At 64.2% G+C, this 23,916-nt stretch carries 22 protein-coding genes; 15 read left to right on the top strand and 7 right to left on the bottom strand.

Features of this window, described 5'->3' with window-relative positions; genetic code table 11:
* The first annotated feature begins 3 nt into the window (after positions 1 to 3).
* The 6 genes from smc (at position 4) to ABIB80_RS10845 (ending at position 8,334) form a co-directional block, all read left to right on the top strand.
* Positions 4 to 3,468: a chromosome segregation protein SMC gene (gene smc, locus ABIB80_RS10820; RefSeq protein WP_354127380.1), complete on the top strand. Its 3,465-nt coding sequence runs from the start codon at positions 4 to 6 to the stop codon at positions 3,466 to 3,468.
* Between the two features lie 112 nt (positions 3,469 to 3,580).
* Positions 3,581 to 4,558, top strand: a complete 978-nt coding sequence (locus ABIB80_RS10825; RefSeq protein ID WP_354127381.1) for a small ribosomal subunit Rsm22 family protein — start codon at positions 3,581 to 3,583, stop codon at positions 4,556 to 4,558.
* Positions 4,559 to 4,697: 139 nt separating this feature from the next.
* The gene (locus ABIB80_RS10830; RefSeq protein WP_007595027.1) at positions 4,698 to 5,258 is read left to right on the top strand and encodes a LemA family protein; all 561 of its coding nucleotides are present in this window, start codon (positions 4,698 to 4,700) and stop codon (positions 5,256 to 5,258) included.
* Positions 5,259 to 5,408: 150 nt separating this feature from the next.
* Entirely contained in the window at positions 5,409 to 6,647 is a 1,239-nt protein-coding gene (locus ABIB80_RS10835) for a M48 family metallopeptidase (RefSeq protein WP_007595029.1), read from the top strand.
* Positions 6,648 to 6,852: 205 nt separating this feature from the next.
* Positions 6,853 to 7,605, top strand: coding sequence for a P-loop NTPase family protein (locus ABIB80_RS10840; protein WP_007595031.1), 753 nt, complete (start codon positions 6,853 to 6,855; stop codon positions 7,603 to 7,605).
* Between the two features lie 60 nt (positions 7,606 to 7,665).
* On the top strand, positions 7,666 to 8,334 hold the full coding sequence (locus ABIB80_RS10845) for a hypothetical protein (protein WP_007595033.1): 669 nt from the start codon (positions 7,666 to 7,668) through the stop codon (positions 8,332 to 8,334).
* 39 nt (positions 8,335 to 8,373) lie between these two features.
* On the opposite strand, the gene ABIB80_RS10850 is transcribed toward ABIB80_RS10845, so the two are convergent.
* From ABIB80_RS10850 to petA, 5 genes are all read right to left on the bottom strand, one after another.
* Positions 8,374 to 8,913, bottom strand: coding sequence for an adenine phosphoribosyltransferase (locus tag ABIB80_RS10850; protein ID WP_007595035.1), 540 nt, complete (start codon positions 8,911 to 8,913; stop codon positions 8,374 to 8,376).
* Between the two features lie 8 nt (positions 8,914 to 8,921).
* Positions 8,922 to 11,087: an anthranilate synthase component I gene (locus tag ABIB80_RS10855; RefSeq protein WP_007595037.1), complete on the bottom strand. Its 2,166-nt coding sequence runs from the start codon at positions 11,085 to 11,087 to the stop codon at positions 8,922 to 8,924.
* 396 nt (positions 11,088 to 11,483) lie between these two features.
* Positions 11,484 to 12,158 (bottom strand): dienelactone hydrolase family protein, encoded by a 675-nt coding sequence (locus tag ABIB80_RS10860; RefSeq protein WP_007595039.1) that lies wholly within the window; start codon positions 12,156 to 12,158, stop codon positions 11,484 to 11,486.
* 144 nt (positions 12,159 to 12,302) lie between these two features.
* A complete protein-coding gene (gene fbcH / locus ABIB80_RS10865; protein WP_354127382.1) occupies positions 12,303 to 14,375 on the bottom strand; it encodes a cytochrome b/c1 in 2,073 nt (690 codons plus the stop codon).
* A gap of 62 nt (positions 14,376 to 14,437) precedes the next feature.
* Positions 14,438 to 14,968 (bottom strand): ubiquinol-cytochrome c reductase iron-sulfur subunit, encoded by a 531-nt coding sequence (gene petA, locus ABIB80_RS10870; RefSeq protein ID WP_007595042.1) that lies wholly within the window; start codon positions 14,966 to 14,968, stop codon positions 14,438 to 14,440.
* A gap of 288 nt (positions 14,969 to 15,256) precedes the next feature.
* Between petA and ABIB80_RS10875 the strand changes: the two genes are divergently transcribed.
* The 6 genes from ABIB80_RS10875 to ABIB80_RS10900 all read left to right on the top strand — a co-directional run bounded on the left by ABIB80_RS10875 (position 15,257) and on the right by ABIB80_RS10900 (position 19,068).
* Entirely contained in the window at positions 15,257 to 15,715 is a 459-nt protein-coding gene (locus ABIB80_RS10875) for a tRNA (cytidine(34)-2'-O)-methyltransferase (protein WP_007595044.1), read from the top strand.
* 18 nt (positions 15,716 to 15,733) lie between these two features.
* Positions 15,734 to 16,366 (top strand): 7-carboxy-7-deazaguanine synthase, encoded by a 633-nt coding sequence (gene queE, locus ABIB80_RS10880; protein WP_354127383.1) that lies wholly within the window; start codon positions 15,734 to 15,736, stop codon positions 16,364 to 16,366.
* Positions 16,367 to 16,383: 17 nt separating this feature from the next.
* Positions 16,384 to 16,749: a 6-pyruvoyl trahydropterin synthase family protein gene (locus ABIB80_RS10885; RefSeq protein ID WP_247357255.1), complete on the top strand. Its 366-nt coding sequence runs from the start codon at positions 16,384 to 16,386 to the stop codon at positions 16,747 to 16,749.
* A gap of 119 nt (positions 16,750 to 16,868) precedes the next feature.
* Positions 16,869 to 17,756, top strand: a complete 888-nt coding sequence (gene hemF / locus ABIB80_RS10890) for an oxygen-dependent coproporphyrinogen oxidase (protein WP_354127384.1) — start codon at positions 16,869 to 16,871, stop codon at positions 17,754 to 17,756.
* On the top strand, positions 17,753 to 18,499 hold the full coding sequence (locus tag ABIB80_RS10895) for an HAD family hydrolase (protein ID WP_354127385.1): 747 nt from the start codon (positions 17,753 to 17,755) through the stop codon (positions 18,497 to 18,499). The genes hemF and ABIB80_RS10895 overlap by 4 nt, the downstream gene beginning before the upstream one ends.
* A 371-nt stretch (positions 18,500 to 18,870) precedes the next feature.
* Positions 18,871 to 19,068, top strand: coding sequence for a YodC family protein (locus ABIB80_RS10900; RefSeq protein ID WP_219684499.1), 198 nt, complete (start codon positions 18,871 to 18,873; stop codon positions 19,066 to 19,068).
* 177 nt (positions 19,069 to 19,245) lie between these two features.
* Here the strand turns inward: ABIB80_RS10900 and ABIB80_RS10905 are convergent, their stop codons facing one another.
* A complete protein-coding gene (locus tag ABIB80_RS10905) occupies positions 19,246 to 20,025 on the bottom strand; it encodes an ArsR/SmtB family transcription factor (RefSeq protein ID WP_007595057.1) in 780 nt (259 codons plus the stop codon).
* A 248-nt stretch (positions 20,026 to 20,273) separates the two neighbouring features.
* Between ABIB80_RS10905 and ABIB80_RS10910 the strand changes: the two genes are divergently transcribed.
* Together ABIB80_RS10910 and ABIB80_RS10915 are read left to right on the top strand one after the other, a co-directional pair.
* The gene (locus ABIB80_RS10910; RefSeq protein WP_354127386.1) at positions 20,274 to 21,683 is read left to right on the top strand and encodes an MFS transporter; all 1,410 of its coding nucleotides are present in this window, start codon (positions 20,274 to 20,276) and stop codon (positions 21,681 to 21,683) included.
* A 41-nt stretch (positions 21,684 to 21,724) separates the two neighbouring features.
* Positions 21,725 to 21,922, top strand: a complete 198-nt coding sequence (locus ABIB80_RS10915; protein WP_354127387.1) for a DUF1127 domain-containing protein — start codon at positions 21,725 to 21,727, stop codon at positions 21,920 to 21,922.
* Positions 21,923 to 22,165: 243 nt separating this feature from the next.
* On the opposite strand, the gene ABIB80_RS10920 is transcribed toward ABIB80_RS10915, so the two are convergent.
* Complete coding sequence (locus tag ABIB80_RS10920) at positions 22,166 to 23,239, bottom strand: TauD/TfdA family dioxygenase (protein WP_354127388.1); 1,074 nt, start codon at positions 23,237 to 23,239, stop codon at positions 22,166 to 22,168.
* Positions 23,240 to 23,629: 390 nt separating this feature from the next.
* Between ABIB80_RS10920 and ABIB80_RS10925 the strand changes: the two genes are divergently transcribed.
* Positions 23,630 to 23,845, top strand: a complete 216-nt coding sequence (locus ABIB80_RS10925) for a hypothetical protein (RefSeq protein WP_007595064.1) — start codon at positions 23,630 to 23,632, stop codon at positions 23,843 to 23,845.
* Positions 23,846 to 23,916: the final 71 nt, after the last annotated feature.

Consider the following 23,916-nt stretch of genomic DNA (forward strand, 5'->3'; position numbering starts at 1 on the left):
CTTATGAAAATCACCCGCCTGCGCCTTCACGGCTTCAAGTCCTTTGTTGAGGCCACCGACTTCGTCATCGAGCCCGGCCTGACCGGCGTGGTCGGCCCCAACGGCTGCGGCAAGTCGAATCTCGTCGAGGCGCTGCGCTGGGCGATGGGCGAGACCTCCTACAAGTCGTTGCGCGCCGCCGACATGGACGCGGTGATCTTCGCCGGCTCCGGCAATCGTCCCGCGCGCAACCACGCCGAAGTGACGATGACGATCGACAATTCCGATCGCACCGCGCCGGCGGCGATGAACGACAGCCAGCTTCTGGAAATTTCCCGCCGTATCGAGCGCGAGGCAGGTTCGGTCTACCGCATCAACGGCCGCGACGTGCGCGCCCGCGACGTGCAGATTCTGTTCGCCGACGCCGCCACCGGCGCGCGCTCGCCAGCCCTGGTCCACCAGGGCAAGATCGGCGAGATCATTCAGGCCAAGCCCGAGCAACGCCGCCGCGTGCTGGAAGACGCCGCCGGCGTCGCCGGCCTGCACGCCCGCCGCCACGAAGCCGAGCTGCGGCTCAAGGCGGCCGAAACCAACCTCACCCGCGTCGAGGACGTGATCGGCCAGCTGGCGGGGCAAATGGAAGGCCTGAAGAAGCAGGCCCGCCAGGCCGTGCGCTATCGCGAAGTTGCGGCCAAGGTCCGCAAGGCCGAAGCAACCCTGTTCCACCTGCGCTGGATCGGCGCCCATGCCGACGTCAACGAATCCGGCCACACCCACGATCTCGCGGTCCGCGAGATGGCCGAGCGGACCCAGCACCAGGCCGAGGCCGCCCGCATCCAGGCGATCCGCGCCGCCGAAATGCCGGCGCTGCGCGATGCGGAAGCGCGCGCGGCAGCCGGGCTGCAGCGCCTCACCAACGCCCGCGAGCTGCTCGATCGCGAGGAAGAGCGCGCCAAGGAGCGCGTCGCGGAGCTCGAGCGGCGCCTCGCACAGTTCGAAGGCGATATCTCGCGTGCCCAGCAGCAGACCATGGACGCCGACGTCGCGCTGCAGCGCCTCGACGCCGAAGATGCCGAGCTGAAGGAAGAGATCAAGTCGCGCGTCGAGAAGCGCTCCGGCGTCGACGAGCGTGTCGCCGAAGCCGAGGCGGTGTTGACCGAAACCGAGCAGCAGTTCGCCGAGCTCACCACCGCGCTCGCCGACCTCACCGCCAAGCGCAATCAGCTCGAAGCCAACGTTCGCACCCACCGCGACAAGCTCGCCCGGCTCGATCAGGAGATTTCGAACGTCGCGGCGGAAGAGCAGAAGCTCACCGAGGCGACCGGCGGCTTCGGCGATCTCGACGAGCTGACCGCGACCGTCGAGAACGCCGAGCAGACGCTGGCGGCCTCGGAAGCCGCGGCTCAGGCCAGCGAAGCCGCGCATGTCGCCGCGCGGCAGACGCTGGAATCCTCGCGCTCGCCGCTCGTCGAAGCCGACAAGCGCGTGCAGCGGCTCGATACCGAGGCGCGCACGATCTCCAAGATCCTCAACGGCGAGACCAAGAATCTGTGGCCGCCGATCATCGACGGCATCACCGTCGACAAGGGATTCGAAAAGGCGATCGGCGCAGCCCTCGGCGACGATCTCGACGCCCCGGTCGATCCGTCCGCGCCGATGCGCTGGACCAATGCCGGCGTCACCGACGGCGATCCGGAACTGCCCGAAGGCGTCGTGCCGCTCGCCAGCCACGTGCAAGCCCCGGCCGAGCTGACCCGCCGCCTGGCGCAGATCGGCGTGGTGCCGCGCGAGCGCGGCGCCGAACTGGTCTCGCAGCTCAAGACCGGCCAGCGGCTGGTCTCGCCCGAAGGCGACGTCTGGCGCTGGGATGGCTTTGTCGCAGCCGCCCACGCGCCGACCGGCGCAGCACGGCGGCTCGCCGAGCGCGCCCGCCTCATCGACATCGAGAACGAACTGGAGCAGGCCCGCATCGACGCGCAGATCAAGCGTCAGGCGCTGGAGAACGCCGAGGCCGAGCTGCAGATGGCCGCCAGCACCGAAGGTGCGAGCCGCGAAGCCTGGCGCGCCGCACAGCGCGAGCTCAACGTCGCGCGCGAGCGCCATGCCACGGTCGAGCGCGAGATCAGCCGCCACGCCGCGCGCAAGGCGACGCTGTCGGAAGCGCACAGCCGTCTGGCCGCCGACCGTGCCGAGGCCGAAGCCGCCTACGAATACGCCGAAGCCGGGATCTCCGAGCTGCCGTCGAGCGAGGACACCGAAACCCGTCTCGCCGCCGTCCGCAGCGACATCGAAGGCCATCGCCGCATGGCCGCCCAGGTCCGCGCCGAGGCACAGGCGTTGGCGCGCGAAGCCGAGCTGGCCGACCGCCGCGTGCAGGCGATCCTCGCCGAACGCACCGAGTGGCAGAACCGAAAGGAGAGCGCGACCTCCCACATCGACACCATCCAGGCGCGCATCGCCGAAGTCTCGATCGAGCGCAGCGATCTCGAGAACGCGCCGGCCGTGTTCGCGGAGAAGCGTAGCGCGGTGATCACCGAGATCGAATATGCCGAAAACGACCGCCGCATGGCCGCCGATGCGCTCGCCAGCGCGGAAACCGCGATGGCCGAAACCGATCGCGTCGCGAAGCTGACGCTCGAGGCACTCTCAAGCTCCCGCGAGGCCACCGCCCGCGCCGAGGAGCGCATGGAAGGTGCGCGTCGCCGGCTCGAGGACATCGAGCGCGAAATCCGCGACATGCTGGAAGTCGAACCGCAGGCCGTTGCCGGCCTCGCCGAGATCGAACCCGGCACGGAGTTGCCGCCGCTGCACGACATCGAGGAAGACCTCGAAAAAATGCGCCGCGATCGCGAGCGCCTGGGTGCGGTCAATTTGCGCGCCGAGGAAGAGCTGCGCGAGGTCGAGACCCAGCACAACGGTCTGGTCACCGAGCGCGACGATCTCGTCGAGGCCATCAAGCGGCTGCGCCAGGGTATCCAGAGCCTCAACAAGGAGGCGCGCGAGCGGCTGCTGACGTCGTTCGAGGTCGTCAACAACCACTTCAAGCGCCTGTTCGTCGAGCTGTTCGGTGGCGGCGAAGCCGCGCTGCATTTGATCGAGAGCGATGATCCTCTCGAAGCGGGCCTCGAAATCATCGCCAAGCCGCCGGGCAAGAAGCCACAGACGCTGTCGCTGCTCTCCGGCGGTGAGCAGGCGCTGACCGCGATGGCGCTGATCTTCGCGGTGTTCCTCACCAACCCTTCGCCGATCTGCGTGCTGGACGAAGTCGACGCGCCGCTCGACGACCACAACGTCGAGCGCTATTGCAACCTGTTGCACGAGATGACCGCCTCGACCGACACGCGCTTCATCATCATCACGCACAACCCGATCACGATGGCGCGGATGAACCGCCTGTTCGGCGTCACCATGGCCGAACGCGGCGTCTCGCAGCTGGTGTCGGTGAACCTGCAAGAGGCGGTGGACATTCTCGACCAGAACGTGGCGTGATTTTTTGGCCGTCATTCCGGGGCGATGCGCAGCATCGAACCCGGAATCTCGCGTCACCATTTCAAGATTCCGGATTCGCGCTACGCGCGCCCCGGAATGACGGCGAATTAAGATGATCTCGCCCACGCTTCCCGCTGAGCTAAAGGCCGCCCTCGACGGCAAGCTCCAGGGGTTCTCGCGCACCGACGCAGCGCAGCGATCGCAGAGAATCTCGACCACCTACCGCACAGGCGGCGGCTCCGGCACGATCAAGTCGGATGCCGACGCGCTCGCCTATGCGCTCGCGCGCATGCCGGCGACCTACGCGGCGGTGGCGGCCAGTCTGAATGCGCTGACCGAGATCGTAACTGACCTCGCTCCGGAAACGCTGCTCGACGTCGGCGCAGGTCCGGGCACCGCGAGCTGGGCCGCGGCGGAGGCGTTCTCCTCGCTGCAGGATTTCACCCTGCTCGACGTCAACGCCACGCTCAGCCGTCTCGCGCTCGAACTGGCGCGCGACAGCACGCGTCTGGCGGATTGCCGCTATCTGCCGGGCGATGCCGGCGCGAACCTCGCCGAGGTCTCGCCAGCCGATCTCCTGGTCGCGAGTTATGTCATTGGCGAGCTCAGTGAGCGCGATCAACGCAAGCTCGCGGAAACGATGTGGGCGAAAGCGCGCCGCGCGCTGGTCGTGATCGAGCCTGGCACGCCCGCCGGCTACGCCCGCATCCTCGCTTTGCGCCAGCAACTGATCGCGGCGGGCGCCTATGTCGCCGCACCCTGCCCGCACGAAAAGCCGTGTCCGCTGACGGCGCCCGACTGGTGCCATTTCTCACAGCGCCTGCCGCGCTCGCAGGCTCACCGCCAGATCAAGGGCGCCGAGGTGCCGTTCGAGGACGAGCGATTCATCTATGTGGCGCTGACCCGCACGCCGCCCGCAGCCCGCGCCGCGCGCGTGCTGGCGCCGCCGGATGTCGGCAAGGCCGAGATCGCTGCAAAGCTCTGCACGGAGGACGGTGTCGAACTCGCCAAGGTCCCCCGGCGGGACAAGGCCGCCTATGCGGACGCAAGGCGGTGGCGCTGGGGTGATGCCGCCATGTCCGAAAGTTAACCTCCTCCGGCTCTTTCACCTTGAACTCGGATGGTCCCTCATCCGACCAAATCCTACCTTCCCTCTGCGCCGGGGCTCTCGCTCCGCGCCAATTTGGTCTACCCTAGCGCTCGCCTTCTTCCCCCTTCAGGAGTTCTCCATGTCGACCGGCTGGATCGTCCTCGGCGTTATCGTCGTCCTCGTGTTCTTTGCCTTCGCCGCCTACAACCGGCTGGTGGCGCTGGGCCAGCGCGTCGGCCAGGCCTTTGCCGACATCGACGTGCAGCTCAAGCAGCGTCACGATCTGATCCCGAACCTGGTCGAGACGGTGAAGGGCTATGCCTCGCATGAGCGCGGCACGCTCGACGACGTCATCAAGGCGCGCAATTCGGCGATGTCGGCGCAGGGACCGGCGCAGGTGTCCGCGGCCGAGAACCAGCTCTCGGGCGCGCTCGGCCGGCTGATCGCGCTGTCGGAGGCCTATCCCGACCTCAAGGCCAACGCCAATTTCCAGCAGCTCGCCAGCGAGCTGTCCGACCTCGAGAACAAGATCGCGGCCAGCCGCCGCTTCTTCAACAGCGCGGTCCAGGAATACAACACCGGCATCCAGCAGATGCCCGCCGCTCTGTTCGCCGGCATGTTCGGCTTCACCAAAAAGGACTTCTTCGATCTTGGTGCCAGCCGCTCCGAGGTCGAAGCCACGCCGCAGGTGAAGTTCTGATTGCCTGACATGTCCATCGTTTTTCTTCGTCATTCCGGGGCGTCGCAAGGCGACGAACCATGGTGCGCGCTTGCGCACCAGGGAATCTCGAGGTTCCGGGTTCACGCCTTCGGCGCGCCCCGGAACGACGGACATTGAGGAAGGCGCGTCATGGCCGCGTATGGTCTCTACACGCACATCGCCTCGAACAAGTTTCGTTCGATGCTGCTGCTCGCCGGCCTGTTCGCGCTGGTCTATGTGCTGGTCTATGCCGGCGCGCTGATCGCTGAAGTCGTCATCAATGGCGACGAGACCGTCGTCTATTATCTGAGCCGTGCCTTCTATGACCTGAAAGTGGCCGCTCCGGTTGCGACCGTCGTGGCAGCGGCCTGGATCGTGATCGCCTATTTCTTCCACCAGTCGATGATCGATGCGGTGACCGGCGGCCACGACGTCACCCGGCAGGAAGAGCCGCGGCTCTATAATCTGCTCGAAAATCTCTGCATCTCGCGCGGCATCACGATGCCGAAGCTGAAGATCATGGAGAGCCCGGCGCTGAACGCGTTCGCGACCGGCCTCAACCCGCGGCAATATTCGATCACCGTCACCACCGGTCTCCTCAATGCGTTGGACGACAAGGAGATCGAGGCGGTGCTGGGTCACGAGCTGACCCATATCAAGAACGGCGACGTGCAGCTCATGGTGGTCGCTGTCATCATCGCGGGCGTGGTCGGGTTCTTCGGCGAATTGTTCTTCCGCCTGTTCACGAATTTCAGCTGGAGCTCCGGCTCCGGCGGCTCGTGGTCGTCGGGCTCCTCCTCGTCCTCACGATCGTCCTCGTCGTCGAGCGACAGCAAGAGTTCGGGCGGCGGCGCGGTGATCGTGATCATCATCGCGGTCGTGCTGATCGTGGTGGCCTGGCTGTTGTCGCAGGTGGTGAAGCTCGCGCTATCGCGCTCGCGGGAATATCTCGCGGACGCGGGCTCCGTTGAGCTGACGAAAAACCCGGACGCCATGATCTCGGCCCTGCGCAAGATCGAGAACCGCGGCGAGCTGCCGGGCGCAACCTCGGCGGTGATGGAGCTCTGCGTCGACAATCCGCGCGAGGGCTTCGCCGATTTATTCGCGACCCACCCCTCGGTGCAGTCCCGGGTGGACGCGCTGGTCAAGTTCGCCGGCGGCCGTGATCCTGGCCCGCTGCCGCCTCCCGCCTACGAGGGCGAGGAGCCAGACACGCAAGCCGACCGCCAGAACACCCCACCGCCGCTGCGCCAGGGTCCCTGGAACGACGCAGGCGGCACGGCCAGTCCGCCGCCCGTGCCCGCACCCGGAACCGCCAGCAGCAACCCAATAGGCAATCGGGTAAGCAATCCCTTGGGAAATCCTATGGGTCCTTGGGGCCGCCATTGAGCGCGATTTGACGCCATGCGCGGAAGGATTGATCGCGATTGGGAAAAACCTCGGGAATTGCCGTAACTGGGGCCTGCGGAATTGAATTCTCCCTTGTTTCTGCCATGTTCGCGCCCAACAGCAGACTTGGGACATCTTTGCGACATCGATTTGGGGCCCGTCCGATTGCGACCTCGCGATCGGGGGCGCGCGTTAGGGGACAGCAATGGCAAAGCCGGCAGTGGTTGTGGTGGGCGCGGACAAGGGCGGGGTCGGCAAGACCACGGTATCGCGCACCCTGCTCGATTATTTTTCCGCCAACAACGTGCCGACGCGCGCCTTCGACACAGAGTCACCGCGCGGAACCCTGAAGCGCTTCCACCCCGACATCACCGAGATCGTCGACATGACGACGACGTCGGATCAGATGAAGATCTTCGATACGCTCAACGCCACGAGCCCGTCGGTCACCGTGATCGACGTCCGCGCCGGCCTGCTCTCGCCGGCGCTCGCCTCCTTGCGCGACATCGGTTTCCTCGATGCCGCCAAGGCCGGCCAGATCACCTTTGCCGTGTTCCACATCCTCGGACCCTCGATCGCCTCTCTGGACGAAATCGCCGAGACCGCGGGCTTCATGACCGGCGCCAAATACTTCCTGGTGAAGAACTTCATCAACGACACCCAGTTCTTCCAGTGGGACCAGGCGACCTATAATTCCTACTTCCACCGCATCAAGGATGCGACCGAGCTAACCATCCCCAAGCTCAACGAAATGGCCTATGAGCAGGTCGAGGTGTCTTCCGTTCCGTTCCTGAAATTCGTCGCCAACAAGGGTATCAACGACGAGGCCGCGAACTATTCGTTCGTGCTGCGCGGCTATGTCCGGCATTGGCTGGCGAACGTCTGGAGCGAATTCGACCGGATCCGGCTGACCGACATTGTCGGCTCCAAGCCCACGACCCGCAACAGCGAAAAATAGTTGCGCAAGCCGGGCGGATACGGCTGGATTGGTCGCCGAGTTCGACTGATATAGCTATCGATGCCCGCGACGCCCCTCTACATCATTTGCTCGCCCCGCCCGCAGGTCGGCAAGACCCTGCTGGCGCGGCTTTTGAGCGAATTTTTGCTGCTCAAGAACGGCAACGTCGTGGCCTTCGACGTCAACCTGAAGGAGCCGTCGCTGCTCGACTATCTGCCAACGATCACGGAGACCGCCGACGTGATCGACACCTACGGCAAGATGCAGCTGATGGATCGCGTCATCGTCGATGACGGGGTTGCCAAGGTGATCGACCTCGGCTTCCACGCCTTTGACGAGTTCTTCAAGATGACCGAGGAGATCGGCCTGTTGAAAGAGGCGGCGCGCCGCCACGTCGCGCCGATGATCCTGTTCGTCGCCGACACCGACCGCGTCTCGGCCCGCGCCCACGAGATGCTGCGCGAACAGATCCCGCGGATTAACCTGATCACGGTGGACAACGAGCACATCATACGCGGCGAGCTGCCGGCGGCGATGGCTGCCGGACGGGTATTCCGCCTGCCTGCGCTGCCCGGCTTTCTCAAGACCTATATCGGCCGGCTGAACTTCTCCTTCACCGGCTATCTGCGCCAGGAGAAGGATGCCTCGACCGAGCTGCACCAGTGGACCCGGCGGAACTATCTCGCCTTCCGCGAGCTGGAGCTCAGCCTGATCCTGCAACGGTCCTAGGCGATAATTTACCCGGGCGATACTCCTCGGCGTCCTGGCTCAGTGCCCCTCGAACGTCATCAGCGTGCGCACCGGCACGTCCATCGCGCGCAGCTTGGCGGCGCCGCCGAGGTCCGGCAGGTCGATGATGAAGCAGGCGGCGACCACATTGGCGCCGATCTGACGCAGCAGCTTCACCGCGCCTTCCGCGGTGCCGCCGGTGGCGATGAGGTCGTCGACCAGGATCACGCGTTCGCCGGGCTGGATCGCGTCGACATGCATCTCCATCTCGTCGATGCCGTATTCGAGGGAGTAAGCGATCCGCACGGTGGTGTGCGGCAGCTTGCCTTTTTTCCGGATCGGCACGAAGCCGGCCGAAACCTGGTGCGCCACGGCGCCGCCTATGATGAAGCCGCGCGCTTCCATGCCGGCGACCTTGTCGATCTTGTTGCCAGCCCAGGGATTGACGAGTTCGTCGACCGCGCGGCGGAACGCACGCGCATCCGCGAGCAGCGTGGTGATGTCGCGGAACAAGATCCCGGGTTTCGGGTAGTCCGGGATGGTGCGGACGCTCGCCTTCAGATCGTGGTCAAAAGTCATGGTGCCTCTCAATCAGCGCGCGCATCCAGGCGGAACGCGTTCTCGACAATTCGTAAGCCCACCTCGCCGCTCAGCGACATCAGCGATTCCGGATGGAATTGCACGCCGGCGACCGGCAGGGTCTTGTGCTCGAGCGCCATGGCGACGCCGTCCTCGGTGCTGGCGGTGACGGATAGCACCTCCGGCATGCTGTCACGCTCGACATAAAGCGAGTGATAGCGGCCGATCACGATCTCGTTCGGCAGATTGCGCATCAGCCGCCCGCCGCGCACCTGCACCCGCGAGGGCCGGCCGTGGGCGGGATGCGTGAGCTGCCCGAGCTCGCCGCCGAAATACTCGCCGATCGCCTGGACGCCGAGGCAGACCCCGAACACCGGCAGCTTGTTCTCCAGCGCTGCGTCGATGGTCTTCTTGATCCCGAAATCCTCGGGCCTACCGGGGCCGGGCGACAGCACGAGCAAATCCCACCGCTTCTGCTTGAGCATGTCGAGCGCATGCACATGGCGGACCACGGTGACGTCGGCGCCGACCTGGCGGAAGTAATCGGCCAGCATATGCACAAAGCTGTCGTCATGGTCGATCAGCAGTACCCGCTTGCCGCTTCCGGTGGCATCGGGCGCGAAGGCCGACAGCGGCTTCGGCGGATCGCCGCGCAGCGCCTGGAACAGGGCCGCGGCCTTGACCTGGCATTCGCGGTCCTCGGCGGCGGGATCGGAGTCGAACAAACAGGTGGCACCGACACGCACTTCCGCGAGGCCTTCCTTCATCCGGATGGTGCGGATGGTGAGGCCGGTGTTGATGCTGCCGTCGAAATTCACCGCCCCGATCGCGCCGGCATACCAGCGGCGCGGCGAGCGCTCGTGATCCTCGACGAACTGCATCGCCCAGAGCTTTGGCGCGCCGGTGACGGTGACGGCCCAGGCATGGGTGAGGAACGCATCGAGCGCATCGAAGCCGGGACGCAGCATGCCTTCGACATGGTCGACCGTGTGGAAGAGTTTTGAATAGGTCTCGATCTGCCGGCGTGCCAGCACCTTGATCGTGCCGGGGACGCAGACGCGCGCCTTGTCGTTGCGGTCGACGTCGGTGCACATGTTGAGCTCGAACTCGTCCTTCTCGGAGTTCAGGAGCTGGCGGATCTGCTCGGCATCGCCGATCGCATCGGTACCGCGCGCGATCGTCCCCGAGATCGGGCAGGTCTCGACCCGGCGTCCGTCCGAGCGCACGAACATTTCCGGTGAGGCCGAGACGAGAAATTCGCCCTCGCCGAGATTCATCAGCGCGCCGTAAGGCGACGGGTTGATGACGCAGAGCCGCTGGAACACTTCTGCCGGCGAGCGGTCGCAGGGCTCGGCAAAGAGTTGCCCCGGCACCGCCTCGAACAGATCGCCACGTGCAAAGGCAGCGCGCGCGGTCTCGACCGTAGCCTGATATTCGCCGGGCGCGTGATCGGCAAAACCCTGGCGCGGTGTCTTGAGGTAGGGGCTCTCGGCGGTCTCGTGGGGCAGGCCCGCGGTGGACTTGCCCTTCCACGCGAAATCGTAAGTGAGCACGACGCCGCGGCCGGTGGCGCGGTCATAGGCGAGCAGCCGGTCGGGGACGTAGAGCACGATGTCGCGTTGGTCGGCCTCGCGTGCGCGCTTCTGCACGAGGTCCTCGATCTGGAACACGAGGTCGTAGGCAAAGGCGCCGAACAGACCCAGCACCCCGTCGTCATTGGCGGAGAAAGCGGCGACGAGATCGCGCACCAGCGACATCACGCTGGCGCGCCGCGTGCGCTGATCTTCGTCGATCGGGGCTTCGCCGCGGATGATATGACCGGCAAGGCGCGTGGGCGTCTTCTCGGAGATCACGACGCAGGGTTCGCGCAAGACGTCGGCGAGGAAGGCGATCAGGACCTCCCCGCGCGCGTTCAGCGCTTCCAGCTTGAAATTGACGCCAGTGGTCTCGAGCTTGAGCGGCGGATCGGAGAAGCCGAGGTCAAAGCTTTCGTAGCGGCCGGGCACGGTCGTACCCGAGGACAGCACCACGCCGCGGCGGCGGTCGAGCAGGTTGACGAGATCGTCGAGCCGGTTGGCGCCGCCGGAAAACTGTTCCGCCACGCGCGTGATCGCAAGCCCCGCGCGGGTCACATAGTCGCTTCGAGCCGGAAGGGCAAAGACGGTCCTGTTCATGGGGTCCTCTTACGAAACTTGTCGAGGGAACGCCACACAGGACAAACGATCAGGCCGCCGCACTGCGTGGGCGACCTCAGACGATTTTGGGAGAATAAATCGCACCGGCCACCTCTCAGGAGGTGCGCCACCAAAGACGGGATGGGCGGACGGCGGTGCTCATGGACGGATACTCATCATGGCGCGGGGACGGCGTCAAGGGTAGGCCCCTGCGCCGTAGCCCGGCAGTGATGTCAATCTCCACCGTCGTCCGGGCGAAGGCCGGGACCCATAGCCACAAAATTGAGTTTGGCGAAGACTCGCAGTGGCAGCTCGCCCCGACCACAAAGTGTTGTGGTTATGGGTCCCGGCCTTCGCCGGGACGACACCGAAATTGTAGCGCGATTGGCGCCCAACCTACCCCAGATGCTTGCGGAAAAACTCCGTCGCCCGGCCCCAGGCCAGCTCGGCGGCTTCGCGGTCGTGCACGGCCTGGCGCTGCTCGTTGACGAAGGCGTGCTCGGCGTCATAGCGGAACAGCTCCAGCGACTTGCCGGCGGCCTTCATGGCCTTTTCGAAGCCATTGACCAGTTCCGGCGTGCACCAATCGTCCTTGTTGGCGAAATGGGCCTGGAGCGGGATCTTGACGTCGGCGGGCTTGGCCGCCTGCTCTGGCGGGATGCCGTAGAACACCACGCCGGCGGCGAGCTCCGGCACATGCACCGCGCCGATGATGGTGACGGCGCCGCCGAGGCAGAAGCCGGTCAGGCCCACCTTGGCGCCGTTGCGCGACAGATATTGCGTGGCGCCGCGCACCGTCTGCGTGGTGGCGTCCATGAAATCGAGCGAGTTCATCTCTTTGCCGGCCGCGTCCGTGTCGTGATACGGCACCACCTTGCCCCTGTAGAGATCGGGCGCGAGCGCATCGAACCCGGCCAGCGCGAAGCGGTCGCACAGGCCCTTGATCTGGTCCGACAGGCCCCACCATTCTTGGATGACCACCACGCCCGGCGCGTTGCCGCGCGCGGCATTGGCGAGATAGCCCGATGCGTCCTTGCCGTCCGGGCGCTTGAAGGTGATGGCGGTTCCCATGATGTCCTCCGACGAGTTTTTGGGGAGCGGTTGGCGGCATTTTGGCGTTTGAGCGGGCGATAGGCAATCGCGCCTGACAACACACTCTCGTGCCCAACAAAAAAGCCCCCTTGCGGGGGCCTCTTCATTCTCGCCTCGGGCCGCTCAGTGCGAGTCGGCCCAGACCTTCTTCTTGGTAAAGTACATCAGGCCGGCGAAGATGATCAGGAAGATGAACACCTGGAAACCGAGGCGCTTGCGCGCTTCCATGTGCGGTTCGGCGGTCCACATCAGGAACGTGGTGACGTCCTTAGCGTATTGCGCGACCGTGGTCGGCGAGCCGTCGTCATAGGTCACCTGGCCGTCGCTGAGCGGCTTCGGCATCTTGATGGCGTGGCCCGGGAAGTACTTGTTGTAGTAGGACCCCTCCGGGATCGTCACACCCTCGGGCGCCTTGTCCTCAAACCCCTGGAGCACCGCCAAGACGTAGTCCGGGCCCTGCTCCTGATATTGGGTGAAGAAGTCGACAATGAACCAGGGGAAGCCGCGGCCGTAGGAGCGCGCCTTGGTGATCAGCGACAGATCCGGCGGCGCCGCGCCACCATTCGCCGCACGCGCGGCCTGCTCGTTCGGGAATGGCGAGGGGAAATAATCCGCCGGCCGGCCCGGGCGCTCGAACATATCGCCGGCGTCGTTCGGACCGTCCTTGACCTTGTAGTCGGAGGCGAAGGCTGCAGCCTGCGCGACCGAATAGCCGGGACCGCCGGCTTCCGCGAGGTTGCGGAAGGCGACGTAGGACAGGCCGTGGCAGTTGGCACAGACTTCCTTGTAGACCTTCAGGCCGCGCTGCAATGAGCCGCGGTCGTACTTGCCGAACGGACCGGCGAACGACCATTTGTTGCCCGGCGGCTTGTCGCTGCCTTCGGAGGCACGCGCGCGATCGGCTGAGCCCGCAAACAACGCGCCCGCCAGCGCAAGCACGATCGCGCTCGACACCATCGGCGTCGACCTGCTCCCGGTTTTGGCCAGGACGGCATCCGAGATCGAGTTCGGCACCGGACGCGGCTTCTCGATGCGCGAGAGCAGCGGCAGCACGATCAGGAAGTAGGCGAAGTAGCAGAACGTCAGGACCCGGCCGGCGATCACATAGATGCCTTCCGGCGGCTGCGCGCCGAGATAGCCGAGCAGGATGCAGACCGCGACGAAGATCCAGAAGAACTGCTTGGCCAGCGGACGGTACTTCGACGATTTGGTCTTGGCAGCATCAAGCCAGGGCAGGAAGCACAGGATGATGATCGCCGAGAACATCCCGATCACGCCCGCGAGCTTGTTCGGGATCGAGCGCAGGATCGCGTAGAAGGGCAGGTAATACCATTCCGGCACGATGTGCGGCGGCGTCACGCCCGGGTTCGCCGGAATGTAGTTGTCGGCGTCACCGAGATAGTTCGGCATGTAGAAGATGAACCAGGCGTAGAGCAGCATGAAGCAGGACACGCCAAACATGTCCTTGATGGTCGCATGCGGCGTGAACGGAACCGTGTCCTTCTCCGTCTTGGGCTCGACGCCATCAGGGTTGTTCTGGCCGGAGACATGCAGCGCCCAGACGTGGAGCACGACGACGCCCGCGATCAGGAACGGCAATAGATAGTGCAGCGAGAAGAAGCGGTTCAGCGTCGGGTTGCCGACCGAATAGCCGCCCCACAAGAGCGTCACGATGCTCTCGCCGACATAGGGGATGGCCGAGAACAGATTGGTGATGACGGTTGCGCCCCAGAAGCTCATCTGGCCCCAGGGCAGCACGTAGCCCATGAAGCCGGTCGCCATCATCAGAAGGTAGATGATGACGCCGAGGATCCAGAGCACCTCGCGCGGCTCCTTGTAGGAGCCGTAATAAAGGCCACGCAGCATGTGGACGTAGACGGCGACGAAGAACATCGAGGCGCCGACGGCATGCATGTTGCGCAGCAGCCAGCCGTAATTGACGTCACGGACGAGCAGCTCGACCGACTTGAAGGCGAGGTCGGCATGCGGCGTGTAGTGCATCGCCAGGATCACGCCGGTCAGGATCTGGATCCCCAGCATGAAGGAGAGGATGGCGCCGAAGGTCCACCAATAGTTCAGGTTGCGCGGGGTGGGATAGACCACGAAGGAGGAGTGCATGAGGCCGAGGATCGGCAGACGCCGCTCGATCCATTGCAGGGCCGGATTGCTCGGCTGGTAGTCGGATGGTCCGCTCATGATGCGATCCTGAGGAAATAGTACGACGAGACGGCGCGAAGCTTCGGACGAGGGCCCGAAGCTCAGCCGATCTGGATTTTGGTGTCGGAAACGAACTGGTACGGCGGCACCGGCAGGTTGGCGGGCGCGGGCCCCTGGCGGATACGGCCGGACGAATCGTACTGCGAACCATGGCAGGGGCAGAAGAACCCGTCGTAATTGCCTTCATGGGCGATCGGGATGCAGCCGAGATGGGTGCAGATGCCGATCACGACCAGCCACTGGTCATGGCCGGACTTGACCCGGGCCTCGTCGGACTGCGGATCGGGCAGGCTCGCCACGTTGACGGCGCGCGCCTCGTCGATCTGCTTCTTGGTGCGGTGGCTGATATAGATCGGCTTGCCGCGCCAGAACACCTTGATGTCCTGCCCCTCGGCGACCGGGCTGAGATCGACCTCGATCGGCGCACCGGCGGCGATGGTCGACGCATCGGGATTCATTTGGGAGATAAAGGGCCAGAGCGCGGCTGCGCCCCCTACTGCTGCAGCTGCCCCCGTTGCAACGAATAAGAAATCACGGCGTGTCGGATGGTCCGCCGAAGACGCTGTCGTCACGATTCCAACCCTTTCTTCTTATGCAGCCGGCGGAACCGCTCCAGGAGCCCCCAAGGTCCCCAGAACAGCCTGCCGGCGCCCGCGGCCCCCCGCGGCGGCAGAACTTCACGTGCCCCCACCAAAACAAGGCGAAAACAGCAGTCCAGAATCGTTCTATTGGCACCCTTGCCGGGCGAGCGCAAGCCCGCTATCGGCGCGGGAGCGTGCAATGCACGAATTCCGCGGCCAGCGATGTTTTATTGAGACATTTCCGGCCCGCACCGAACCGAGACAGCCCATGCACAGCCCATGCAGATAGCGCTTTTCCAACCCGACATCCCCCAGAACACCGGCACGATTCTCAGGCTCTGCGCCTGTCTGGGCGTGGCCGCCCACATCATCGAACCGGCGGGCTTCCCCGTCTCCGACCGGCATTTCCGCCGGGCGGGAATGGACTACCTCGATCAGGTCAGCATCGTCAGGCACGACTCCTGGTCGAAATTCGAGCAATGGCGCGCGGCGCAAGGCGCCCGCCTGCTGCTGTTCACCACCAAAGGCGCGACCGACTACCGCGATTTCCGTTACCAGACGGCGGACATCCTGCTATTCGGGCGCGAGAGCGCCGGCGTCACCGAGGCGGTGGTCGAGGCCGCGGACGCGCGGCTGGTGATCCCGATCGCCCCGGGGCTGCGGTCGCTCAATGTCGCCATGACCGCGGCGATGGCCGCAGGCGAAGCGCTGCGGCAGCTCCGGAACCCGCAAGTTTGATATGTTGAGGAGAGACGGTTGAGTTACGCGGTCAAGGAAATCTTCCTGACACTGCAAGGCGAAGGCGCCCATGCCGGGCGCGCGTCCGTATTTTGCCGTTTTGCCGGCTGCAATCTCTGGAGCGGGCGCGAGGCGGACCGCGGCGAGGCGACCTGCAAATTCTGCGACACCGATTTCGTCGGCACCGACGGCACGCTCGGCGGGCGCTATGCCTCGGCCGCGGACCTCGCAGACACCATCGCCGCGCAATGGACGGCCTCCACCGACAACCGTTACGTGGTGCTCACCGGCGGCGAGCCGCTGCTCCAGGTCGATACGGCGCTGGTCGACGCGCTCCATGCCCGCGGCTTCGAGATCGGCGTCGAGACCAACGGCACGATCGCCCCGCCCGAGGGGCTTGACTGGATCTGCGTCAGCCCGAAGGGCGGCAGCGATCTGGTGATCCGGCGCGGCCACGAGCTGAAGCTGGTCTATCCGCAGCCGCTCGCCATGCCGGAGGCCTTCGCGGATCTCGCCTTCGAGCGCTTCTCGCTGCAGCCGATGGACGGGCCCGAGGTCGCCCAAAACACCGCGGGCGCAATCGACTATTGCCTCAATCATCCGCAATGGCGGCTCAGCGTGCAGACCCATAAATCGCTCGGTATCAGATAGGATTGGTTTTCGAACAGATGTGGGAATTGACGAAATCGTTTCGCTTCGAGGCGGCGCACTCATTGTCGGGAACGACATTCGGCGCTGATAGCGAAGAGATCCACGGCCACTCCTTTCGCGCCGAGGTGACGCTGCGCGGCACACCCGATCCCAAAACCGGCATGGTGGTCGATCTCGGCCTGGTCCAGCGCGCCATCGAGGACGTGCGCATGACGCTTGACCATAAGTACCTCAACAAGATCGAGGCGCTGGGCACACCGACGCTGGAAAACCTCTCGCGCTTCGTCTGGGAGCGGCTGGCCCCTATCGGCAAGCTCACCCGCGTCAGCATCCACCGCGACAGTTGCAACGAGAGCTGCACCTATTACGGTCCGCAGGGGTGAAATTCGTAAGGTGGGCAAAGCGTAGCGTGCCCACCATTCAAGATAAACGGTGATCAATGGTGGGCACGGCGCAAGTGCGCCTTTACCCACCCTACGAGCCGGTTCGTTGGGATTTGCATATGGACGTTTCTACGATCGAAGACCGCAAGACGCGCGCACGCGCCTGGTTCGAAGCCCTGCGCGACGACATCTGCGCGAGCTTCGAGCGGCTGGAGGACGATGCCCCGCAAAGCCTCTATTCGGGCGAGCCCGGCCGCTTCAAACGCACGCCGTGGCAGCGCACCGATCATACCGGCGCGGCCGGCGGTGGCGGCGTGATGTCGATGATGTCAGGCCGCCTGTTCGAGAAGGTCGGTGTGCATTGCTCGACCGTGCACGGCGAATTCGCGCCCGAGTTTCGCGCGCAGATTCCCGGTGCGGCGGACGACCCGAAATTCTGGGCCTCCGGCATCTCGCTGATCGCACATCTGCGCAATCCGCATGTGCCGGCGGTGCACATGAACACGCGCTTCGTCGTCACCACGAAAGCCTGGTTCGGCGGCGGTGCCGATCTCACGCCGGTGCTCGACCGCCGGCGCACGCAGGACGATGCCGACAGCATCGCCTTCCACGCCGCAATGAAACAGGCCTGCACCCAGCCGAACGGCGTCGCCGATTACGACAAGTACAAGAAGTGGTGCGACGAGTATTTCCACCTGCCGCACCGGAAAGAGGCGCGCGGCATCGGCGGCATCTTCTACGACTGGCACGACAGCGGCGACTGGGACGCCGACCTCGCCTTCACCCAGGATGTCGGCCGCGCCTTCCTGAAGATCTATCCCGACATCGTGCGGCGCAATTTCGCGACGAGCTGGACCGCGCAGGATCGCGAGGAGCAATTGATCCGGCGCGGCCGCTATGTCGAGTTCAACCTGCTCTACGACCGCGGCACCATTTTCGGGCTCAAGACCGGCGGCAATGTGGATTCGATCCTGTCGTCGCTGCCGCCGGAGGTGAAGTGGCCATGACGATGATGAAGCCCGCAATGAGGCCGCTGCCGCGCGCCATGCTGATCGACATGGACGACACCATCCTGTCGGCCTATGCGCGGCCCGAGATCGCCTGGAACACGATCACAGCGGAGTTCGCCGAGGAGCTGGCGCCGCTGCCGCCGCAACTGGTTGCAACCACGGTGCTCGCTTTCGCGAAAAACTTCTGGGCCAATGCGGACGCTTCGTGGCGGATGAAGCTCGCCGAGGCCCGCCATCTCACGGTCAAGGGCGGTTTTGCCGCGCTCGCAGCCGCTGGTCACCGCGCCTTGCCGGACGACCTCGCCATTCGTCTCGCCGACCGCTTCACCACCTATCGCGAGGAGGAGATGTTCGTCTTCCCCGGCGCGCATGATGCGATCGACAAATTGAAGGCGCTCGGCATCAAGCTCGCGCTGGTGACCAACGGCGCCGCCGACACCCAGCGCGCCAAGGTCGAGCGGTTCGAGCTGGCGCATCGCTTTCACCACATCCAGATCGAGGGCGAACACGGCTTCGGCAAGCCCGAGGAGCGTGCCTATCTGCACGCGATGGACGCGCTTGGCGTCACCGCTGAGGATACCTGGATGATCGGCGACAATCTGGAATGGGAAGTCGTGACGCCGCAGCGTCTCGGCATCTACTCGATCTGGATCGACGTGCATGGCGACGGCCTGCCCGAAGGCTCGATCGTCAAGCCCGACCGCATCATCCGCTCGCTGACAGAACTGGTGCCGGGCTGACTGCAATCAGGGTGCGTAAACAAAAACATCGAAAACAACCCCATGCACAGTAGACGGCCGCAGCAAAATCAACGACTTGCGGAAAACGCGAACTGCGGATCCGACGAAATCGGTTGCTCCGTCGGGCAAAACAGGCGCATGGTGTCATGGTCGCGACGCACGGGACGGAAGAGCCCTTGCGCCATCCATCGAACAGGCGCCATTGCCTCTCGTGATGGGATCGCTCCGGCCTAAAGCTCTCTGATCGACGTTTCAGCAGCACGGCCGGCGGATGCGCGCTACCGCAACACATCCACTGACCGAGTAGCCCGTGATCGGCATGTCATGCCGGTTTGCTAGCTTCTCCGTCAATCAACCCGAAAGGACCATCCATGGAACTAAAAGCCGGCGATATCGTCATGCTGAAATCCGGCGGGCAGCCGCTCACCGTCGCGGACGTGAAGGGCGACGACGTGATCTGTCTCTGGATGGGCGCGGAAGGCGATCTGTTTCGCGAGACGCTGCCGCTCGCGGTCCTCGATCGACTGGAAGAGCTCGACGACGAAGACGAGGACGATGACGAGGAGTAGGCGCGCCTAAGGCCGCGTCCTAGTTTGATCGGAGCGCACAGCTCCGGCGCGCGTGATGTCCGCTTCTTCGCCAACAATGGCGCGGTAGCGGACATCGCTGCAGGGCGCAGAACGGCCACAATGGAGCGCATCTGCCTTAGCTCCGGTCACCACAGCCTAAAATGGCTAATCGCGCTACTACCTCCGTCCGGGAGGCGCTGACTCGACCGTTATAGCTGATACCCGGCCTCCGGATAGTGATCCAACACGCCCATCGTGACCGTCCGTCGGGGGTACGCCCTCAATGCCGAACGTTGTGGCGAGTTCTCTAACGCCAACCGGGGTTACGACGAGCGCTCGGCTATCCCTGACGTGCTCGACCCAATCGTGCTCGAGAGCGTGATCAAGAATGGCGGCGCCGACTGCCCCGGCCAGATGCGGCCGGCGCTCGCTCCAGTCGAGACAGGGGCGACAGAACACCCGGCGCTTAGAGGCGAGGCCAAGATCGACGCCCAACTCATTGAAGAATGACCGGCCGGCGTCGGTGAGTTGCCCGCCATCCTCGTCGAGCAAAATAAACGACTGTTGGACCAGCCGGTCGGCGATTGCGACGGCGATGCGGCCTGCCATGTGGTCATAGCACGTGCGCGCGTGCCGGAGCGTTTCTCCACCGCGCCAGAGATTGCGCTGCCGGGCAGGGCCGTCCTGCGCCACGACCATGAGACCTTCTAGCACGCGCGCGACGTGCGGAGAGGCCAGGCGGAAATATCGCCGTCGGCCCCGCTTTGCGAGCGCGAGCAATCCCGCGTCGCTGAGTTTCGCAAGATGGCCACTCGCTGTCTGCGGCGCCACGCCAGACACATAGGCGAGCTCCGAGGCGGTCAACGTTCGGCCATCCATCAGCGCGCTCAGCATGTTGGCGCGCGCCGGATCGCCGATGACCGCTGCGACTTGGGCGATTTTGGGTCCCGTGTCCATGCCCTTCTCGTACGCCAATAAGGACGCAGTGCCAAGCACGGATACTTCGGTCAAGACCGTAGTGTTTCCGCGAGACTGGATCGATCACGAAACATAGGTTGCCCGGACGCCAGTAGGCCCGGTGAAGAAATGCCGCGACGAGGAGAAAGATCATCCCGCGGCTCCGAGTATTCGGTTGGTATCGAATGACCATCGCGAAGTGGGCTGATCAGGGCCGTCAAATTCTCGCAGGCAACTGAGTGTGATCAATGCCAACAACTTCGTTCAATACAAGACAGCCGGAACTAGCCCACTCCGACAACACGTCATCCCGTTCGCCTCTCGCGACGGCGCTGGCACTTGCTGCCACAAGCCTCGGCCTTGGCGTGGTGCAGCTCGATATCACCATCGTCAATACTGCGCTGAGCAGCATCGGCACTTCGCTCGGCGGTAGCGTGGCCGAGCTGCAATGGGTGGTGACCGCCTATACCATCGCATTCGCGGCCTTCATTTTGACCTCCGGCGCGCTCGGTGACCGCGTCGGCGCCAAACGGATATTCATCGCGGGCTTTGCGATCTTCACGTTGGCTTCGCTCGCCTGCGCGCTGGCGCCGTCGGCGATATTCCTGATCGCCGCACGCTCCGTGCAGGGCCTGGCAGCAGCGATCCTGGTGCCGAACTCGCTCACGCTGCTCAATCATGCCTATACCGATCCGAAGGCGCGCGGCCGCGCGGTCGGCTTCTGGGCCGCAGGTGCGAGCGTCGCACTGACTTCTGGGCCGTTTGTCGGCGGCGCGCTGATCGCGCTGGTCGGCTGGCGCGCGATCTTTCTCGTCAACCTGCCGATTGGCGCCGCCGGCCTCTGGCTTGCCTGGCGTTATGCCGAGGAGACGCCGCGGCTCGCGCAGCGCGAGATCGATCTGCCGGGACAGATCGCGGCGATTGCAACCCTCGGCACGCTGGCCGGCGCCCTGATCGAAGGCGGCGTGCTCGGCTGGAGCCATCCGCTCGTCATCATGGGCTTCGTGGCAGCGGCCGTGATCGGACTCCTGTTCGTATGGCGCGAGGCGTGCGCGCCACAACCGATGCTGCCACTCTCGCTGTTCCGCCACCGCGTGTTTGCGCTGACCGCTCTGGTCGGGCTCCTCTTCAACATCGCCTTCTACGGCCTGATCTTCGTGCTCAGTCTCTACTTTCAGAAAATCAATGGCTGGTCGCCGTTCGCAACGGGTCTCGCTTTCGTTCCCATGATGGGCATGGTGCTGCCCGCCAACCTCGTCGCCGCATCGGTCAGCGAGCGCCTCGGCGCGCCGCAAACCATTGCACTGGCTTGTGCGATTACTGCCGCGGGCTGCGTTGCGCTGCTGCCTATCGCCTCAGGCACCAGCTACGGGGCGATCGGCACTCAGCTTGTGATCCTCGGCGGCGGGCTCGGCTTGCTCGTGCCGTCCTTGACCTCGACGCTGCTCGGCAGTGTCGAGAAGTCGCGATCCGGCATCGCCGCGGGCGTTTTGAACGCAACGCGGCAGACCGGCAGCGTGCTTGGCGTTGCCCTATTCGGCTCGCTGGTCGGAGACAACAACGTGTTCATTGCGGGCGCACATACCTCGCTGCTCATTTCGGCCGCTGTGTTGCTCGCCGGTGCGGTCGCGATCTGGCTTGGCCGAGCAAAGGACTGACGGTGAAAGGGAGGGGCCGATCGACCTCGTATGGTGCCCGGATGTCGAAGACCGTGGGGTCCGACGGTTCGCAGCTTTCTGACGCAGTGAAGCGCGCGTTTGTCACACTGCAAATTTGGCGCGAACGGGTTCGGCAGCGCCGCGAATTGGCGCAATGGACTGACCACGACTTACATGATGTCGGATTGTCCTGGTCTGACATCGCTCTGGAAATCAAAAAGTCCTTCTGGCGGGCTTGAATAGCACTCGGATAGAGCGGCCTCCTGCGCGACGAGGCCGGCCAAAGAAGGCGGACCCTTGTCTAACTAATTTCTTCCGCTTTTGGCCCATCGCGACATTTGCCGCAGTTGCGCAAAGGAAAATGGCGCCGGACCGTGGCCTCGAGATGGCCTGCCTCGATCTAGTGCCAGGCTTCGCAGCAACGATGTCCGCTCGTCTACCAATATCGGCATAAGAGCGGACATCGCTGGATGCTTCGAACGTCAATCCAACGGAACGTTCAAACTGGTACCCTTGGTGATGATGCCACCACGGTTGCCGATCTCAATCGAGCCATAGCGCTGCTTGAAACAATCGGGCAGCGGCCGGTCGCCTTCCATGCTGAGCCAAAGGCGCAACAGATGACGCTTCTGGCCTGCATCGGACCAATCGCGAAATCCGGTCCGGTCATGCAGCAAGGCATGATTGTAAACGAACTGCATGTCGCCCGGCTGAAGCCGCATGCCGAAATGCAGCGCGGGATCATTTGCGAGCGCGTCAAAGAGATCGAGCGCCTCGACGTGAGCCGGCGTCAGTCTTGGCGCATCGGGAAAGCGTTGCGCACTATCGATATATTGGCGCTGATAGAAGCCGGTCAGGAACCCCGCATGCCAATTCAGCACCGGAATCTCAAGATATGGCTTTTCGTTCTCCGGCACTTCGCCTCGCCGGTCTGTCGCGATCGGATCAAACAAGAGAGCGGCAAGGTCGGGACGTCTGTCAAACATCTCGTTGTAGATTGTCGTCGTACTGACGAGGAGAGAATCCCCTCCCTCCATCGCCTCGCGAATGCATAACAATCCAACCACGTCGGCCGAATCCGTGTGGAATGTCTGCCGTTCCGACGTTTGGTAAATTCGGGTGTTGGGATCCCTTGCATCGGCGCCGGTGTCACGGACGTGACCGAGAATGTGACCCGCTGCATTCTGAGACCGCGCCGATCCAAGGTGCGCGCCCACTCCGCAAAAGATCGTAGCGGCAAACTCCTGATTATATTTTGCCACCGGGAGGCCGCGCATGACTTCGAAGCCAAGGCCAGCCAGGAGCGTTGTCTTAAGCTCTTCCAGATGCCTGCCGAAGTGGGGAAGCGGAAAGCTTTCCTTCGTGATCTCGGCGATTTTTTTGTTTCTGCCAAGATATGTTTCGGCCGCGCCCTCAAGCTCGGCGATCTCGCCGGCCGCAAGCGATATCAACCATCGATCAGGATTGGCTTTCATCTCAGCTCCCTGCCAGGCAGACGGGATATCGACCTTCCCTGGAGGGCGATGAATCCCGCCGGGCACTGAGACCAAATTCATAGTGTTGGCTCCCGAAGAGATTGGACGTCAGACATGGGGGCGGAAGACGTGGGGGCGGACGATCGACGATATTGTGCCGACAACTTGTTTGCAACTTGGCTAAAGCGCCGCCGTGAGCTGAGCGCATTTTCGCCGTGACGAGATCCGTTCCAGGCAGTCGCGTGTTAGGTGAGCCGCTTCCGCCAAAATGATTACAACGCGGCGCTTCGTTCGACCGGACAAAGCCCGGGAAAAAATGGCATCAGCCGGAACGTTCACGAAGCTGGCTGAGTTAAAAGTCATACGCGTCGCGCTGCGGTCATGGCCGCACCGCGCGGCCCGGATAAGGCTCTGGAAGAGGCGAAAGCTACTCTGCGGCGTGCTTCGCGGCACGGCCGCGCGAGGACCGCGATGTACACGACGGCGATATACGATGAGCTGAGGCAGATCGAGCGCGACGTCGTCGAAGGAGAACGCCGGCTCGCAGAGCAGGAGGCGCTGATCATTGAAATGAAGCGCCAGAACGAGGACACAGCCAAGGCGGAAGGCGAACTCGAACGGATGCGGATGGAGCAGCGACGTCGCGATCAGGATCGGCAACGTCTGCTCTCACGGCTGCAACCCTGAACAATTCCGCTCAATGAGGCTGATCCGGCGTCGTGTTCCTGAGACCTGTACTGCGGTGACAGTTGCCATTT

It is taken from the genome of Bradyrhizobium sp. i1.15.2 (assembly GCF_040548425.1).
Taxonomy (GTDB): domain Bacteria; phylum Pseudomonadota; class Alphaproteobacteria; order Rhizobiales; family Xanthobacteraceae; genus Bradyrhizobium; species Bradyrhizobium canariense.